This window comes from Roseibium sp. LAB1 (genome assembly GCF_054658235.1).
Window position 1 is genome coordinate 1,584,071 of record NZ_BAAGIB010000001.1, and the last position, 17,316, is coordinate 1,601,386.

16 protein-coding genes are annotated in these 17,316 nt (G+C 61.9%); all 16 read right to left on the reverse strand.

Annotated features, from left to right (window positions below; genetic code table 11):
• Window positions 1–56 precede the first annotated feature (56 nt).
• Window positions 57–1,340 (reverse strand): TRAP transporter large permease, encoded by a 1,284-nt coding sequence (locus ACYQ54_RS07455; protein ID WP_460080751.1) that lies wholly within the window; start codon window positions 1,338–1,340, stop codon window positions 57–59.
• Window positions 1,340–1,888: a TRAP transporter small permease subunit gene (locus ACYQ54_RS07460; RefSeq protein WP_460080752.1), complete on the reverse strand. Its 549-nt coding sequence runs from the start codon at window positions 1,886–1,888 to the stop codon at window positions 1,340–1,342. Before ACYQ54_RS07460 ends, ACYQ54_RS07455 begins: the two co-directional genes overlap by 1 nt.
• A gap of 18 nt (window positions 1,889–1,906) precedes the next feature.
• Complete coding sequence (locus ACYQ54_RS07465; RefSeq protein ID WP_460080754.1) at window positions 1,907–2,944, reverse strand: TRAP transporter substrate-binding protein; 1,038 nt, start codon at window positions 2,942–2,944, stop codon at window positions 1,907–1,909.
• Window positions 2,945–2,969: 25 nt separating this feature from the next.
• A complete protein-coding gene (locus ACYQ54_RS07470; RefSeq protein WP_460080755.1) occupies window positions 2,970–3,791 on the reverse strand; it encodes a putative hydro-lyase in 822 nt (273 codons plus the stop codon).
• Window positions 3,792–3,864: 73 nt separating this feature from the next.
• Window positions 3,865–4,773 (reverse strand): LysR family transcriptional regulator, encoded by a 909-nt coding sequence (locus ACYQ54_RS07475; RefSeq protein ID WP_460080757.1) that lies wholly within the window; start codon window positions 4,771–4,773, stop codon window positions 3,865–3,867.
• A 240-nt stretch (window positions 4,774–5,013) separates the two neighbouring features.
• Complete coding sequence (locus ACYQ54_RS07480) at window positions 5,014–6,588, reverse strand: acyl-CoA dehydrogenase family protein (RefSeq protein ID WP_460080758.1); 1,575 nt, start codon at window positions 6,586–6,588, stop codon at window positions 5,014–5,016.
• Between the two features lie 219 nt (window positions 6,589–6,807).
• Window positions 6,808–7,263 carry a DUF3237 domain-containing protein gene (locus ACYQ54_RS07485; RefSeq protein ID WP_460080760.1) on the reverse strand — a complete coding sequence of 152 codons (456 nt, stop codon included), beginning with the start codon at window positions 7,261–7,263 and terminating at the stop codon, window positions 6,808–6,810.
• Entirely contained in the window at window positions 7,260–8,132 is an 873-nt protein-coding gene (locus ACYQ54_RS07490; RefSeq protein WP_460080762.1) for an amidohydrolase family protein, read from the reverse strand. The genes ACYQ54_RS07485 and ACYQ54_RS07490 overlap by 4 nt, the downstream gene beginning before the upstream one ends.
• A gap of 16 nt (window positions 8,133–8,148) precedes the next feature.
• The gene (locus tag ACYQ54_RS07495) at window positions 8,149–9,963 is read right to left on the reverse strand and encodes a feruloyl-CoA synthase (protein WP_460080763.1); all 1,815 of its coding nucleotides are present in this window, start codon (window positions 9,961–9,963) and stop codon (window positions 8,149–8,151) included.
• Window positions 9,964–9,988: 25 nt separating this feature from the next.
• A complete protein-coding gene (locus ACYQ54_RS07500; RefSeq protein ID WP_460080765.1) occupies window positions 9,989–10,459 on the reverse strand; it encodes a MarR family winged helix-turn-helix transcriptional regulator in 471 nt (156 codons plus the stop codon).
• A 19-nt stretch (window positions 10,460–10,478) separates the two neighbouring features.
• A complete protein-coding gene (locus tag ACYQ54_RS07505; RefSeq protein WP_460080766.1) occupies window positions 10,479–11,246 on the reverse strand; it encodes a crotonase/enoyl-CoA hydratase family protein in 768 nt (255 codons plus the stop codon).
• A 10-nt stretch (window positions 11,247–11,256) separates the two neighbouring features.
• A complete protein-coding gene (locus ACYQ54_RS07510; protein WP_460080767.1) occupies window positions 11,257–12,021 on the reverse strand; it encodes an SDR family NAD(P)-dependent oxidoreductase in 765 nt (254 codons plus the stop codon).
• 88 nt (window positions 12,022–12,109) lie between these two features.
• Complete coding sequence (locus tag ACYQ54_RS07515) at window positions 12,110–13,426, reverse strand: TRAP transporter large permease (protein ID WP_460080768.1); 1,317 nt, start codon at window positions 13,424–13,426, stop codon at window positions 12,110–12,112.
• On the reverse strand, window positions 13,423–14,010 hold the full coding sequence (locus ACYQ54_RS07520) for a TRAP transporter small permease (RefSeq protein WP_460080771.1): 588 nt from the start codon (window positions 14,008–14,010) through the stop codon (window positions 13,423–13,425). Before ACYQ54_RS07520 ends, ACYQ54_RS07515 begins: the two co-directional genes overlap by 4 nt.
• A gap of 66 nt (window positions 14,011–14,076) precedes the next feature.
• Complete coding sequence (locus ACYQ54_RS07525; RefSeq protein ID WP_460080772.1) at window positions 14,077–15,117, reverse strand: TRAP transporter substrate-binding protein; 1,041 nt, start codon at window positions 15,115–15,117, stop codon at window positions 14,077–14,079.
• Between the two features lie 549 nt (window positions 15,118–15,666).
• Window positions 15,667–17,313: a dihydroxyacetone kinase subunit DhaK gene (locus ACYQ54_RS07530; protein ID WP_460080774.1), complete on the reverse strand. Its 1,647-nt coding sequence runs from the start codon at window positions 17,311–17,313 to the stop codon at window positions 15,667–15,669.
• Window positions 17,314–17,316 lie beyond the last annotated feature (3 nt).

Below are 17,316 nucleotides of genomic sequence, written 5' to 3' on the forward strand. Positions count from 1 at the left end.
ACGGTGGAAACGTCTGCCCCTTCAGTCAGTTCCAAAATAATTGTGCGCCAGTCCCGTCAGCGCATGGCCATCGGCAAATACAGCGCAATCTGCGGCAGGGCAATCAACGCCGCGACCATGGCCAGCATCGCCAGCACATATGGAATGGCTCCCAGCATCACCTCGGCAATGGAACCGCCCCGCCGTGCGCTCTGGACCACGAACAGGTTGAGCCCCACCGGCGGGGTGATCAGGGCCATCTCGATCAGTACGATCATCAAAATGCCGAACCAGACCGGATCATAGCCCAGGCTGATGACAATCGGCACCACGATCGGGATCGTGATGACCATAAGCGACAGCGTCTCGATAAAGAAGCCGAGCACGATATACATCGCGACGATCACCAGCAGCGTCTGCAGCGGTCCGAAACCGAGCCCTTCCAGAAACCCGCGCAGTTCCTGCGACAGGCCTGCGGCGGAAAGCGTGAAGTTGAGGAACGACGCGCCGATCACCACAAGCATGATCATGGCCGTGACCCGCACGGTGCCGATCAGCGCTTCGCCGATCATGCGCGTGTTGAGACCGCCGAAGAACGCGGCGATCGCCAGCGCTCCGGCCACCCCGACGGAGGCAGCTTCTGTCGGCGTCGCCCAGCCCTTGTAGATCGACCCGATGATGGCGCTGAACAGAAGGATGATCGGCAGGAGATCTGCCAGCCCGAGCGCCATTTCCCGCAAGGGGAACGTCCGCCGAGCTCCGCCAAGCTTCGGGTTGACCATGCAGACCAGCGCGGTGACGGCCAGAAAGGCCACTGCCAGAAGGATGCCAGGCACCAGCCCGGCCAGAAACAGCTGCGGGATCGAGGTCTGCGTCAGAAAGCCGTAGACGATCAGGTTGATCGACGGCGGAATCATGATGCCAAGCGTCCCTCCGGCGGCAATCGCACCGGAAAAGAGTTTCTGGTCATAGCCCAGCCGTTCGGCCTGCGGCATGGCCACCGTTGCAACGGTCGCGGCGGTTGCCACCGACGAGCCGGATGTGGCCGAGAACATTGTGGCGGTCGCCACATTGGCATGCACCAGACCGCCGGGCAGCCAGGAGACCCAGCGGTCGAGCGCTGAGTAGGTTCGTGCGGCAATGCCTGTGCGCACCAGGATCTCTCCCAGCAGCACGAAGAACGGAATGGCGATCAGCGCCGCATTTTCCGAGGTCGACCAGACCATCGATCCCAGCCCGCGCGTCAGCGGAAAGGCACTGAAGAACTGGTCGATGCCGAAGCCCAGCAGGAACAACACGATGCCGACAGGAATGGATAGGCTGAGGAGGCCGAGGAGGCCGACGGATACGAAGGAAAGCATCAGGCCGTCTCCCCTTCCGGGAAGGCGCCGATGGCCTGCTCGGATTTGGCAAATTCACCGCGCAGAACCAGCAGCACACCGGCAACGAAGGTCAGCCATGCGGTGATCGCGAACCAGACCCACCCCGCAAACCAGGGCAATTGCACCAGGGCCAGCGGCGTTTCCAGCGGTGTGTTCGCCCGCGAGGAATTGCGCAGGCTCGTCTCCACCACTGGCCAGCATTTCAGCGCGACGATGGAGACGGTCGAGGACAGGGCAAAGATCGACAGAAGGTCCAGCACCGCCCGCCATTTCGGCAGGCCGACCGAGCGGCGCAGGAAATCGATCCGGATGTGCGAAAGTTCACTCAGTCCGAAAGCCATGCCCCAGGCCGTGCCGATGGCCATCACGTAGCCGGAGATTTCGTCGGTGCCGCCGAAGGAGGCACCGACGCGGCGGAGACAGATATCAATCAGAACAAGACCTGCACAGGTGAGGAACAGAGTGCCGACCGATATCGCAATCATCCGGTTGGTCCTCGACAGGATTGACAGGAGTTTCTCCGCCACCTCGATGTCTCCCGGGCTCTAGTTGGTCTTGATCTGCACGCCGACAACGGTGCCGACGCTGTCGTTCCAGCGCGCGGCCCAATCACCGCCTGCCCGCTCTGCCCACTCCGGCAAGACATCCGTTTCCAGGATCTGGCGCGCCCGCTCGATGTCGCCGTCACTGGCTTCCACCAGAACCATGTCACGCACCTCGCCCGAAGCGCACTCGCCCTTGCCGGTCAGGCAGGCAATATCGTTGGTCAGGGCGCCTTCTGCCGATGCCCAGGCCGGAGCCTCGAACTTCTCGGCAATTTCCTTTTCGATCAGCGCCTGGGTCTCGCCGGACAGTGCGTTCCACTTGTCGAGGTTCATCGCCGTCACCACGGGATCCCAGCCGCCAAGCGGGATCGGCAGCAGATGGGTACTGACTTCCCACCACCCGGCACTGTAGCCGGAGCCTGCCCCTGTCACCGCGCAATCGACGACGCCTTTCTGCAGCGCGCCGGGAACCTCGGAAAAGGCGACCGTAATGCCTTCTGCGCCCAACGCTTCAAGGAACTTGGCGGTCATGCGGCCGGACGCGCGGATCTTCTTGCCCTTCAGGTCGTCCAGCGAGCCGACTTCTGCGTTGCAGAACACCACTTGCGGCGGATAGGGCGCAATGGCGAGAACCTTGGAATTGAAGCGTTTTTCAAAGATTTCCTCGACCATCGGCCGGGCGGCATCGACCGCGGCATGAGCCTTGTCAGCCGACATGGCGACCAGCGGCACATCGAGGCCTTCCAGTTCCGGAGCATCGGCAACCGCATAATCACCCACCGTCATGCCGACGTCGAATACGCCCTGCCCGAGCAGGCGAAACACCTCGCCGACGCCAAGGTTCATCTGGTTGTGGGTGGTGACGGTGGTGCTGATGGTCCCGCCGGATGCCTCGGGCAAGGCGGTTTGCCAGAACGGCGCCTCATAGTCCTGATGCAGCGGCAGGCTGGACCAGCTGCCGACGACAGACAGGTCTTCAGCCGCCGCAGCCGAGGACATGGCGGCACCGGCCATGAGGAAAGTCAGAAATCTTGTCATGTGTCCACTCCGTGAAGGTTCGAGCTTACAGCGTCTTTTTTGTTATGATTGGAATTTCAGCGTCATCCGGGATGTCGGTGATCAGCATGTGTCCCGGTTTGTGGGTAATCAGCAGAGGCAGGGCCGCGTTCTGGATGATCGCCTGCGGCGTCACTCCGCAAGCCCAGAAGACGGGCGTGTGTCCGGCCTTTACCGGCACCGCATCGCCCCAGTCCGGCTTGCCGAGATCGGAGATGCCGATCGCGGCCGGATCGCCGATATGGACAGGCGATCCGTGTGCCAGCGGAAAGCGTGCCGAGATGGCAACCGCGTCCCGCACCCGTTCATTCGGGATCATCCGCATGGAAACCACCATTGCTCCCCGGAACGGCCCGGCCGGTATCGTTTCCAGGTTCGAGCGGAACATCGGCACGGTGACGTTGCTGGAAATGTGCCAGAGGTCGATCCCCGCCTCGATCAGCGCGTGTTCGAATGTGAAGGAACAGCCCAGTGCAAAAGCGACAAGATCATCGGACCACAAGGCGCTGATATCCGGAACCGAGCCTTCCAGCCGGCCCTCCCGATAGATGTTGTAAGCGGGAACATCAGTACGGATGTCCAGGCCGTGGCCAAGGGTGAACAGGATGGGATTTCCCGTATCCGACGCACCGATCAGCGGACAGGGCTTCGGATTGCGCTGGCAGAAGCGCATGAAATCCAGCGCATAGGCTTGCGGAATGATCGCCAGATTGGCCTGAAGCAGGTTCTTGCCGAGCCCTGCCGTGTGCGAATTGTAACTGCCGGACCGGATCCGCGTGCGAAGCGTCTCGATGCTTTCCTGTCGTAGGGTTTCATAAGATTGCAGCACTGGGGCTCTCCTCCATTGGAGAAAGGCTCCCGCATTGCGATTATAAACTCAAATAGAATGATTTTAGCAGAATCTATAAATGATTTTTATAACTTGAATAGGCCTGCGCCACCTCCAGCGCCTTCTTGGCCGCGGCCGCCACAATGTGGCTGCGCGGGTCGCCGAGATAACTTGCCGAGAACCTCAGGGCATCCGGCACCCATCCCGGATCGAACTCGACGATGCGTCCGCCATCAACATAGGGTCGTGCCAGCGCCTTCGGCAACGCCGCGACGCCGAGCCCGGCTTCCACCAGCCGGAAACAGGCTGAGAGGGAGGACGAGGGGAACATCTGCACATCGGGCGCAACCCTCTCGAACAAAAGCGTTTTCAGCTCGCGGTAGGGGCGCGTGTGCCTTGCATAGGTAATCACGGGCTTCTCCCGGAGAAGCGCCTTGGCACGGCCACCCTCTGCCGGGCTATCCGCTGCCACATACCAGCCGAGATCGAAGCCGGGCAGTTCGATATTGTCGACCGAATATTCCGAAATCGGCCCCAGCAGCAACGCCAGATCGATTTCCCGATCAAGCAGGCCCGCCCGCAGGTTCACGGAAATATCGACATTGATTTCCACGATCAGGTTCGGAAAATCGGCCCGCAGCGCGGCCACCAGATCCGGCAGCCAGCACTGCGCGATGGTTTCTGACGCACCGATGCGCAGATGCCGGTCGATCCCTTCTCGGGAAACCACCGTCTCCTCGACCTTGTCCGACAGACGCTCGAACTGCTCGGCGAACGTCTGCAGCAGCTCGCCGCGCTTGGTCAGCTTCAGCTTGCCGGGAGACCGTTCGAACAATTCGGTTCCCAGCGCTTCTTCCAGCCGCTTGATCCGCGTCGTCACCGCCGGTTGGGTCAGGTTCAGACTGCCCGCCGCCTTGTTGACGCCGCCATGGCGGACAACGGCCAGAAAGGCCCTCAGTTGATCGAGATTAAGCGGATGCATGAAAGGTCCCGGCGTGATCGGTTTCGGCTACTGTGCGCGAAGCCGCGGAAATTGAAAAGCTTTTGGAAAAAGGCCGGTGCGCAGAGACCGGTGGCAAAGCCTCCTTCGCTGTTACGACGAAAGGGAAAACATCGATCCCCATGCGTCTTCTCCGCGAAAGCAGAAATCCCTGATGAAACCGGGACATTTCAGTTGGGGAGTTTCCCGTCGAAGAGGCGCGCACCGCTCCAGAGAATAAGCTCAGGCACCTGGAGCCAGTTCGGATCGCGCCAGCACTTTCCCTGCCAGGCGCCGGATCCGCTCCGGGTCTGGATGGTGGTCCGCCTTCTCCGCCATCCGTGCCCACAGGACTTTCAAGAGGGTCGCGCTCGTCACTTTCATGAAGTCATGGGCGAGAGCGGTCGGATCCTCGCTCTGCAACAATTGCTCGCGCGCATGGCACCAGTGGGCAACCACCTCGCTCAATTGAGGATAAGCTGTTTCGTTGCGCTGACATTCCGCGCGCAGAAAATCCTCGAAAGCCTTGCCTTCCTTGCCCGGCAGCAGGCGCGTCACCAGCGCCCGTTCATGAATGGCGTTGGCGCCTTCATAGATCGCGGTGATCCGCACATCCCGGTAGCATTGCTCCAGGTAATATTCCTTCAGATAGCCGTAGCCGCCGAGCACCTGCATGCCGAGTTCCGTTGCCTGCATCCCTGCTTGAGTGCAGTAGGTCTTCGCAATCGGGGTCAGGAATTCGGCCAGAGCCCGGTTTTCCCCGCCCTCGACCGTCACCAGGGCCAGATGTGCGATAGCCCGGCCACCGAGAGCAAGGGCGTCGATCTCGTCCAGCATGCGCCGGACATCGGCGTGGCCGTCCAGTGTCACGGGCTTCCCCGCTGCATCCCGGCCCTGCTTGCGCTCTGCCGCATAGGTGCTGGCAATGTCCGCCGCGCGGGCGGCATGGGCGACACCCTGCAAGGCCACGTCCACGCGGGCATGGTTCATCATCGTGAACATCGCTTTCAGGCCTTCGCCTTCCCGGCCGACCAGTTCGGCGTCAGCGCCGTCGAAAGCAAGCTGGCAGGTGGGCGAAGCATGCAGACCCATCTTTTCCTCGATGCGGGTAACGGTCACCGCGTTGCGACTGCCGTCCGCGCGGGTGCACGGGCACAGAAACAGCGACAGACCCTTCACACCATCATCCGACGTGCGTGCCAGCACCAGGTGATGGATCTTCTCGCTCATGTCCTGGTCGCCGCCGGAGATGAAAATCTTCTCGCCGCTGATTGACCAGCCATCACCAGCCTGCACAGCCCGGCAACGGATGCGGGACAGATCGGACCCCGCGTCCGGTTCGGTCAGGCACATGGTGGCGAGGGCCTCGCCGGAGGCAAATTGCGGGATCACGCGCGCCTGCTGATCTTCCGTGCCAAAGGCCAGCAAGGTGCGGGCGGCGCCCGCCGCAAGGCTTGTCACCATCTGCAGGCTGTGATTGGCGCCTGTGAAGATTTCCGAAGTGATCGCAAGAACCCCGGCATCGAGCCCCTGCCCGCCGAAGTCTTCCGGGATCGTCAACCCCGGCCAGCCCTGCTCCGCATAGGCGGCATACGCCTCGCGGAACCCGTCCGGCATCTGCACCCGCCCCTCCTCCAGCCGGCAGCCCTGGCTGTCGCCCGGTTCATTCAAGGGCGCCAGCTGCTCCTCGGCGAAGGCGGCGAAGTGACCACCAATCTCGGCGGCAAGGTCTGCATCGAAGTCCGGCAGATCCGCCGCCCCGGCAACATGGGTGAGGCAGAACAGGATATCGTCAAGCGGAGCGGCGAAGGGTTTCATGGGGTACTGGCTTTCAGCAGATAATCGATCGGGTGTTCGCTTTGTATTCCCCCTCATCCTGAGGAGGACGTTAGCCCGTCTCGAAGGATGGGCGGCAAACTCTGGCGCAAGTGGCCCATCCTTCGAGACGGACCTGAAGGTCCTCCTCAGGATGAGGAAATAGGTGGCCAAGAACTTCGTTCCGGGACCTTTCGAGACCCCGGACCATCACTCCCTCCCTCACTCCACCCGAAACAGCGACACCAGCACGGCGGACGCCAGGCGGCGGCCGGTGCCGACGAAGAGCGTGCGGTTGACCCACTCGTAACGCGGATCTCCCGTTTCCAGCCGCGCCACTGTGCGGAAATAATAGAGCGCCGGGTCGACATCCTCGCCGCGGGCAAGGGCTTGCAGAACCTCCGGCGGCCCATGGCGCACGCCCTTGTTGATGATCTCGATCACCGCGCCGTCGTCTGTCTCAAAGGCATAGCGGGTGTCGATATCAGCTGAACCGTCGGCCAGGATCGTCTGCCAGTCGGCCCCCATGTCGAGCACCGTTCCGGACACCTGACCGGTGACACGGCCACCGACAATCGGGATGATCCGCCGTGTCCCGGCTCTGCCCTGCCCCATTTCCCGGACCGGGCCAAGCTCGACCTCAAGGTCGCAGAAGTGGGTAAGGCCCGGGGTGATCATGCCAGCCCCAGCAGCCTTGCCGCATTGCCCTTGATGATGTCCGGACGCAGCTCGTCCTTGATGGCGATCTTCTCGAAATCTGACAGCCAGCGCTCCGGCGTGATCATCGGCCAGTCGGAGCCGAACAGCACCTTCTTCTTCAGGATCGAATTGCAGTATTTCACCAGGATTTCCGGGAAGTACTTCGGCGACCAGCCGGAGAGATCGATATAGACATTCGGCTTGTGCTGGGCGACTGCCAGAGCCTCTTCCTGCCAGGGGAAGGAAGGATGCGCGAGAATGATCTTCATATCAGGAAAATCGACTGCGACATCGTCCATATACATCGGGTTGGAGTATTTCAGCCGCATGCCGTTGCCCCCGCGCATGCCGCTGCCGACTCCTGTCTGGCCGGTATGGAACAGCGCAATGGAGCCTTCTTCCGCAATCGCTTCATAGAGCTCGTAGGCCATGCGGTCGTTCGGGTAAAAACCCTGCATCGTCGGGTGAAACTTGAAGCCCTTGATGCCGAAATCCTTCATCAGGCGGCGAGCCTCGCGCGCACCCATCTTGCCTTTGTGCGGGTCGATGGAGGCAAAGGGGATCAGCACGTCGTCATTCTCGGCGGCAAGCTCTGCCACTTCCTCGTTCTTGTAGCGGCGGTAGCCGGTCTCGCGTTCGGCATCCACCGGAAAGATTACCGCCGCGATGTTTTGCTCGCGGTAGTGGGCTGCCGTTTCCGGCACGGTCGGCGGATGGCTCCAGGGGGCCCGGAAGTATTTCGCCATCGTCGCCTGCAGGTCGTCATAGCCATCATCGGAATGGCAGCCGCAAGGCTCCTCGGCATGGGTGTGGATGTCGATGGCGCGAACCTTGGTGATATCGACCATTTCAAACGCTCCTCAATCAGAGTGTGACCACAGCCGGGTCATTGTCATTGTAAAGCCGTTCCAGCAGCCGCTCGCGGCGTGACAGAACCTTGCGGATGTTCAGATTGCCCTTGGCGGTCATTTCGCCTTCCGGCATGGACGCCGGCTCAGACAGAACGATGGCGCGGGACACCAGCGTCGAGCTGCCGCTGATTTCGCGGGCACGGGCACTGAGCCGCCGGTGGAGTTCCCCCTGCAGCAGCTTGCAACGGAACGCGCCGTCATCATCCTGCAGGTCGAACCCTTCCCGCTTCAGTTCCCCGAGGTTGGGGAAGATCATGACGCCGATCTGCTGGCGGTCGGCGCCGGTGATGATCAGATCGGTGGCAAGCGGCGCGAGGCGGGACAGCATGTCGAGCTTCAGTTGCGCCGCCCGTACCCAGGTACCCGACTGCAGCTTGAAGTCTTCCGATATCCGGCCATCAAAGCGCATGCCCTTGTTCGGGTCTGCCGGATCGAGGAACAGCATCGCGTCTCCGGTGATGAAGAACCCTTCGTCATCGAAGGCGGCAGCCGTCTTCTCGGGATCGTTGAAATAGCCCGGCATGATGTTGGGGCCCTTCACCCGGACTTCGCAACGCATGTCCGCATCCGGGATCAGCTTGACGGTCACCCCGTTCACCGGGACGCCGACAATGCCGGAATGCGCTGCTGGCTCCTGCTGCATCATCGCCGAGGGTGCGGTTTCCGTAAGCCCCCAGGAGGAGGTCATCAGCGGCACCTCGCCCTTGACCTCCATCGCCATGCGCTCGAACCCCGACCAGACGTCCTGTGGCAAGGAAGCGCCTGCATAGAAGATCAGGTCCAGATCCTCGAAGAAGCGGCGCCGCAGGTCCGCATCCGCCTCCAGCGCCTTCAGCAGCATGCCGAACCCCAGCGGCACGTTGAACACCAGCGTGCCGGTCTTGAGTGTCAGGTTCTCGATCGTCCGCTCGAACAGGCCCTTCACCGGCTTGCCGTCGTCGATGTAGAGACTGCCGCCGTTGGCCAGCATCATGTTGAAATTGTGCGAACCGCCGAAAACGTGATTCCAGGGCAGCCAGTCGACAATCACCGGTGGGCGCTTGCGCAGAAACGGCATGGAATCGGCAAGCTGGACCTGGTTGACGCACATCATCCGGTGGGTGGTCAGGACGCCCTTGGGGCTGGAGGTCGAACCCGAGGTCATCAGGATCTTGCCGACCGTGTCCGGCGTAACGGCCGCAAAGGCGCCGTCGACATCGACGCTGCCATCACCTTTCAGGAGATCGGCGAAAGTGGTGACGCTTCGGCTGCCTGCCCTGCTGGCGACAATCTCGACGTGCGCCAGTTCCTCAAGGTTCAGTGCTTCTCCATATTGGTCTGCATCGACCACATAGGCCATTTTCGGCTTGATCAGGTTGATCGCCTCGCGCAGCCGGCCATGGGCACCGTGGATGAGCGAATATTGCTCGGCCACCGGCACCACCGGCACCCCGACGTACTGGGCGGCGAGCGCAAGAATGCCGTGGTCGACACCGTTGCCGGACATGATCAGGATTGGCGTGTCCTCCCCCATGCCTCTTGCCAGGAGCGCAGCCCCGACAGCCCGCACCTTTTCCAGAACCCCCGCATAGCCTTCCTCGCGCCAGCCGGCGCCACTGCGTTCTGCCAGAAAAACCCTGTCAGGAGCTTCCTGCGCCCATTGGTGGAGCCAGTCACCCGTGCGCTCTGCCACCGGGCCGAGCGGATAGGTCGACCGCAGCAGGATAGTGCCATCCGGACGGTCTTCCCGCTCGACCGAATGACGCAGAAATTCAGTTGTGCGTTTCATGATCGTCTCCTCCCGAAACGTCCTGTCAGTCTTGCCGTGGGCGGTTGCTTTCGATCATCTGCATCACCTTCGTGGCGACACGCAGTGCGTCCTGGCTGATACCGTTGAGCAGGGTCTTTTCATGCGCCATCACGGCGGCGATCGCCTTTTCACACAGCCGCCGTCCGGCCAGTGTCGCCTTGAGCGCATAGGCTCTGCGGTCACTCGGCAGCCGGTCGCGGATGATCAGGTCACGCCGCTCCAGTTCGTCGACGATCACAACCAGGTTGGGCCGCTCGATGTCCATGGCCTCTGCCAGTTGCGACTGTCGCAGGCCCGGGTTGTCGACAATCAGCACAAGGGCTGTATAGGTCAGCATGCGCAGATCAAACGGCTTCAGCGTCCGGCTCAGGTCCGACTGGATGACGTTGAACGTCCGCTTCATCTGATAGCCGTAGAGCGCACGCAGGGTCCTGTCGTTGACATTGACAATTCCGGTCTCGGTCTGCGGTTCCATCACGGTTTTCCTCATAAGGTCACCTGAAAGCCGGGTTGCGCTTTTCCAGAAAGGCGGCAAGGCCTTCCTGCGCATCCGGGCTGGTCTGGGTGATGGCGGCACACAGGCTCTCGGTGAACAGACCATCCGCCTTGGACATGTCCGCGATCCGCGCCAGAGCCTGGATCATGATGTAGTTGGACAGCGGCGCGTTGGAGGCAATCCGGGCAGCCAGCTCCTGTGCCTTCGCCAATGCCTCTCCCTCGCCGACGGTGTAATGGGCAAGTCCGAGGGCAAGACCTTCGCCCGCGCTGTACTTGCGGCCGGTCAGCATCATCTCGGTCATCCGGTCCGCCCCCAGGATACGACCGACACGAACGGAGGCGCCGCCGCCGACGAAGATGCCCCGGCGGCCTTCCGGCAACTGGAAGAAGGCGGAGCTTTCGGCAACGCGCACATGAGTGGCGCTGGCCAGTTCCAGCCCGCCGCCGATGACGGCGCCGAACATGGCCGAGACCACCGGCAAGCCGCCGAACTGGATCCGGTCCATCACCTGGTGCCAGCCGCGCGAATGGCGCATCGTACCTTCCGCGTCACGGGCAACATGCTCGGACAGATCGAGGCCGGAACAGAAATGTCCCGCAGTACCGGTGATCACCACGGCCTTCACCTCGGCGGGCGGTGTCAGGAAAAATCTGTCGATTTCCGCCAGCAGCGCGTCACACATGGCGTTGCGCTTGTCCGGACGGTTCATGGTCAGGGTCGCGACGCTGTCGGAAATCTCAATTTTCAGGATCGGTTCTGTCATCGGTGTCTCCTCAGCGCGGCGGCAGACGTACGGCGCCATCCAGACGAATGGTCGTGCCGTTCAGGAACGGGTTGGTCACGATGTGACCGGCAAGCAGGGCAAACTCCTCCGGCTCGCCAAGGCGTGGCGGGAACGGAATATTGGCGGCGATCTTCGCGGAAACCTCTTCAGGCAGGCCTTCCATCATCGGCGTGCGGAACAGGCCGGGTGCAATGGCCATCACGCGGATGCCGTGCTGGGCAAATTCCCGCGCTGCCGGCAGACACATGGCCGCTATACCGCCCTTGGAGGCCGAATAGGCGGCCTGGCCAAGCTGTCCGTCCTCGAAGGCGACCGACGCGGTGTTGATGATCACGCCGCGCTCGCCGTTCTCCAGTGGTTCCACCTCCAGCATGCGCTTGGCTGCATGGCTCATGACGTTGAACGTGCCGAAGAGATTGACCTTCAGCGTCTTTTCAAAGGTATCGAAGGACAGCTTGCCTTCCCGGCCGACGATACGGGCGGCAAAGCCGACACCGGCGCAGCTGACGACGACGCGCGGCGTTGTGCCGAGCAACCCGATGGCCTCGTCGAACGCGGCGCCAACCGCCTCTTCGTTGCTGACATCGGCCTGAACGGCGAACCCGCCGATGTCTTCAGCGACAGCGCTAGCCCTGTCGATATCGAAATCGAGGATCGCGACTTTCGCGCCTTCCCTTGCAAAATGACGGGCGGTTGCAGCACCCAGTCCGCTGCCGCCACCGGTGACGAGAGCCGCTTGTCCGGACATCAGCATGGCATGTCCCCTGAATTGGTTTTAGTCATCATTGTTATATCTCATACCTATTTTGATACGCCGAATGGGCGCACGCCTTCCGGCCGGGTTAACCGGCCAGAAGGAACAGGGTGATTGACGGAAAGAGAACCAGCAGGATCACACGGACGATGTCGGACGTGACGAACCAGAGAACGGCCTTGTAGGTCTCCTTCATCGGCGTCGACCGGTCCATCGCGTTGATGATGAACAGATTCATGCCGACGGGAGGCGTTATCAGCCCGACCTCCACAACGATCAGGACCAGAATGCCGAACCAGATCGCGACATGTTCCGGGCTCATGCCGAAATCCAGCACGCTGATCACCGGAAAGAAGATCGGGATGGTCAAGAGGATCATCGACAGGCTGTCCATCAGACAGCCGAAGACCAGATAGAACAGCAGGATCAGCGTCAGCACCACCAGCGGGCTGAAGCCCTGGCCGACAACCCAGCCGGAGAGCTCCTGAGGCAACTGGCTGAGCGCGAGAAAGCTGTTGTAGAACCCGGCGCCGAGCACGATGAAGAAGATCATCGCCGTGCTCATCGCGGTCTGGATCATGCTGTCGACGAAGATCTTCCAGGTCAGATTGCCGGAAATGAGCGCGATGATGCCCGTCCCGGCAGCTCCGACCGCGGCCCCTTCGGTGGGCGTGAACCAGCCGAGATAGATACCCCCGACCACGAGACCGAACACCAGCAGCACCGGCCAGACGTCCATCAGGGCGCGCATCCGCTCGGCGTAGGGCACAGGTTCACGCGTGCCGGCGGAACCAGGGTTCAGCCGCACATAGATCGAGATCGTGATCATGTAGCCGATGGCGGCCAGGAGGCCCGGAATGAAGGCGGCCAGGAACAGTTTGGCGATGTTCTGCTCGGTCAGGATGGCATAGATCACCAGGATGACCGAAGGCGGGATGAGAATGCCGAGCGTTCCGCCGGCAGCCAACGTTGCGGTCGAGAAACCGCCGGAATAGCCGTAGCGGCGCAGTTCCGGCAGGGCGACGCGGCTCATGGTGGCGGCAGTTGCCAGCGACGATCCGCAGATCGCGCCGAAACCGGCACAGGCGCCGACGGCGGCCATGGCAACACCGCCCTTGCGGTGCCCCAGCCAGCTTTCGGCAGCCTTGAACAGCGACGACGACATGCCCGAATGGGTCGCGAACTGCCCCATCAGCAGGAACATGGGAATGATCGTCAGGGAGTAGCTGGAGAAGGTCGAATAGGTTTCCGACTTCAGCTTGGCGAGAATGATGTTGGGACTGCCGGTCGCAAGGTAGAGACCACCCAGGCCGCAGATCATCATGGCAAGGCCGATGGGCGCCCGCAGGAAGATCAGGAACAGAAGGACGGGAAACGACAGGTAACCGAGTTCAAGCAGGCTCAATGGACCCCTCCCTCGGCATCGGGCGTGAACCGCCGGCCGGTGATCAGTTCAAACACCTTGGCAACCGCACAATAGAGCGCGACGACGGAGGCAACGGCAGCGGCGGCAAAGCTGAGCGCGAAGGCCCACCAGATCGGGAACTGCAGCAGAAAGGTGGTTTCGTTGTAGCGCATCTTGTCTTCCATGCCGACGAACAGCCGCCAGGTGATCAGGAACATCAGGCCGCTCAGGAGAACCTCCCAGAACACTTCAAGCCCCCGGTTCATCCAGTGCGGAAAGCTGCCCGCGAAAATGTCCACGGTGGCGTGTCCCCGCTTCAGCTGGCAGATGGGCAGGAAGGCGAACACCGTGAAACTGATCCCGGCCTCGACCAGTTCGAAATCGCCGGAAACCGGACCGACGCCGGTCGCGATCAGCGCGTTGGCCGCGCTTTCAGACAGGGAGGTCAGGAAATCGGAATGACCGAGCGTGTTCAGCCCGCGGCCAAGTACGCTGACACAGGTCAGCCCGATCAGCGCTGTGAGCACCAGACCGCCAAGGATCGCCATGAAGCGCGCGAGGCGCTCCACAAAAGTGAGCAGCATTTTTTTGTATCCTGTCGAAGGAGGCCCTCCGGAAATCCAGTTTCCGGAGGGCTGCTTCAATGACGGTCAGTTGGCCATCAGCGCTTCGGCACGAGCCTGCAGCGCCTTGCCGTCGATGCCCTTGGCATCCATTTCGGCATACCACTCGTCGATGGTGCCCTGAGCGGCGGCTTCCCACTCTGCAGCCTGCTCGTCCGTCAGCGTGATGATGTTGTTACCCATCTCCACGGCTGCGGCCCGCGGGCCGGCATCGTCAGCCTGCATCTGCTTGCCGGCGAAGGCTGAGAATTCCTCACCGGAATTGGCATCGATCACGGCCTTCAGGTCGTCCGGCAGGCTGTCGTATTTTTCCTTGTTCATCGCGAAGATGAAGGACGTGGTGTAGAGCGCCTTGCCCGGGAACTCGGTGTGGTTCTTCACCAGCTCGTTCACCTTCAGAGCGCCGACGACTTCCCACGGAATAACCGTGGCATCGACAACACCCTTGCTGAGCGCTTCCGGGATGGCCGGAACCGGCATGCCGATCGGCGTTGCACCCAGGTTGGAGAACAGCTTGTTGGTGACACGGGTCGGCGCGCGAAGCTTGACACCGTTCAGATCCGACAGCGCGACGATCGGCTTGCTGGAATGGATCACGCCGGGACCATGAACCCAAAGGGCCAACGGCTTGAAGCGCGCGAAGTCCTCATCCATCATGGTTTCTTCGGCAAGCTTCCAGTAGGCGCGGGACATGGTCTCCGCATCCGTCATCGTGAACGGAAGCTCGAACACTTCGGCGCGCGGGAAGCGGCCAGGCGTATAGCCGGCAACGGTCCACACGATGTCCACCACACCGTCGACGACCTGGTCGATCAGCTCAGGCGGCTTACCGCCCAGCTGCATGGCCGGATACCGCTCGATCTTGATGCGCCCATCCGAATCCGCTTCGATCTTGTCGGCCCAGGGGTCGAGTACGTTCTTGGGAACATTGGCTTGGGCCGGCAGAAACTGGTGCAGGCGCAGCGTGACTTCCTGCGCCAATGTGGTCGACGCGGTGCCCGCAAGTGCAATTGCGGATACAGTCGCAGCCACAGCCAGTTTGGCAAACTGCTTATGCAAGTTGATCATGGTTTCCTCCCTGTTCGATCAACTTCAAAACCCGACCGGATTCCTCCCTCCGATCAGATGATGATTTATAATAGTTATACTTCATAACTTTTTTCAAGCTGAATTTTTGGTGTCAGTTCAAACCCTCCATCTTCAGCTTTGCATGCACGCGGCCATTCGGGAAGTAATACATTCTGATCAGCCGCAAAAGCATCACAACATCCTGTAAAATTTACCGGAGTTTGTGACGGATCGTTCCCGAAGGCAAGACTTTCCGTGAGAAGAATGGACAGAAAACGCCAGTGTCATCAACCCTGCCACTTCCTGCGAAGGACGGGCTGGGCAGGCAGCATCATTTGGGGCACCCCAACTAACGCAGAGGCATCAAGGCAGTAACACAAAGGCGATGAGGACAGACGAAAGGGCACCGAACGTCACGCAGTCAGAGCCCTTCGTGTTTCCTGAAAGCCGCTGCCTCAGGCCTGAGAGGAAAATGAACAAACTGGAAAATCAGGGGAAAGCACCGGCAGGCCGTGGCATTAAAGCCCGGCCCGCCGGTCAGGTACCGGCCTACGCGGACTTGGAGGTAAGGGCCGGAGAAAGGGTCAACTGCTCGAACAGCCGGGCAACGGCTTCCGCACCCGGGTCGTTGTGACCGGACAGGCTCGCCTCCGAGACATAGGACGCCCTGCCCGCCCGCGCCCGCGTGATCCGCGACGTGGCGTCTGCCCCCTGACGGGCCTCGGTGGCGGCTGCCTCGATACCGTTTTCCAGGGCATTGAGGGCCGGCAGCAGCGCATCGATCATGGTGCGGTCACCAGGCTGGGCACCGCCCACCTGCATGATCCGGTCGAGGCCGGCCTTCAGCGCACCGATGGCCCCGCGTCCACTGGAGGAAGCATCACCGGCAGCGGCAAAGAAGATCGCCAGCAGCACGCCGGAAGACCCACCCATGGTCTGGCTGAGTTCCAGCCCGATGGCCCGGTAAAGCTGGGTGAGGTCCGCCAGTGGCAGCCGGTCGAGCGCCTTCACCAGCGCACGGGCGGCGGTGGCGAGCGTACTGCCGGTATCCCCGTCGCCGGACTTGGCATCGAGCGCGTTGAGATCGTCCTCGGCTGCAATCAGGATATCGCAGCAGCGCTCGATGAACTGGCGCGTCTCCGGGTTCTTTGACGGCAGGGGCTGGATCGGCGTCAGTCCATCCGGCAAGGGCAGGACGGAGACTGCGCCGAGCGCGAGACAACCGGGCCAGGCCCATGGCGCGACCGGCGCCTGCAGCAAGGCCTCTTCCGTCTTGCCGACCGGCAGCAGCGACACCGAGAACCCGTGCATGTCGAGCGAGGTCATCATGGCCGCAGGGCCGATCACCCAGCGGATCTGACTGCCGATGCGCGAGCTGGTGAGTTCTTCCAGAAGCACCGACATTTCCAGAGGCGTCGTGCTGCCCAGATTGTTGAGGATCGCCACATGGGGTCCGGGTGCGAGGTTCGGCGCCAACCGGTCCACCACCATGGCCATGGCGGCGCGGGCGTTCGAGTAATCGACCTGCTCGATGCCTGCCTCGCCATGGATGCCAAGTCCGAGTTCCGCCTTGCCATGGGCAATCCGGTCTTCCTTGGGCGACCCTGGAACAGTGCAGGTGTCTAGCGACATGCCGATGGATATTGCGCCGCCGATCGTTTTCCTGGCGGCCTCCGTGATGGTCTCCAGATCCGCACCCTGATCGGCAAGCGCTCCGGCGATCTTGTGCACGAACAATGTGCCGGCTACACCGCGTGCCTGCGGCAGGTCCGGCAGGGCGACATCGTCATCGACGATCACCATGTTGACCTTCAGCCCGAAGGAGCGCGCCCGTTCGGCCGCCAGACCGAAGTTCAACCTGTCGCCGGTGTAGTTCTTGACGATCAGCAGACAGCCAGCCTTGCCGGTGACGGCCAGAATGCCCGCCAGCACCGCGTCCACGGAGGGCGAGGCAAACACTTCGCCGCAGACGGCAGCCGTCAGCATGCCCTGGCCGACGAAACCGGCATGGCTCGGCTCATGACCGGAACCGCCACCGGAGACCAGCGCCACCTTTGATTTGTCCCAGTCGGTGCGCACGACCACCTTGATATGCGGATAGCCGTCGAGACGGGCGAGCCGCCCGCCGGCGGTGCGCAGCATGCCGTCAATCGCTTCGGTGACGAGCGTTTCCTTGGTATTGATGAATTGCTTCATGTC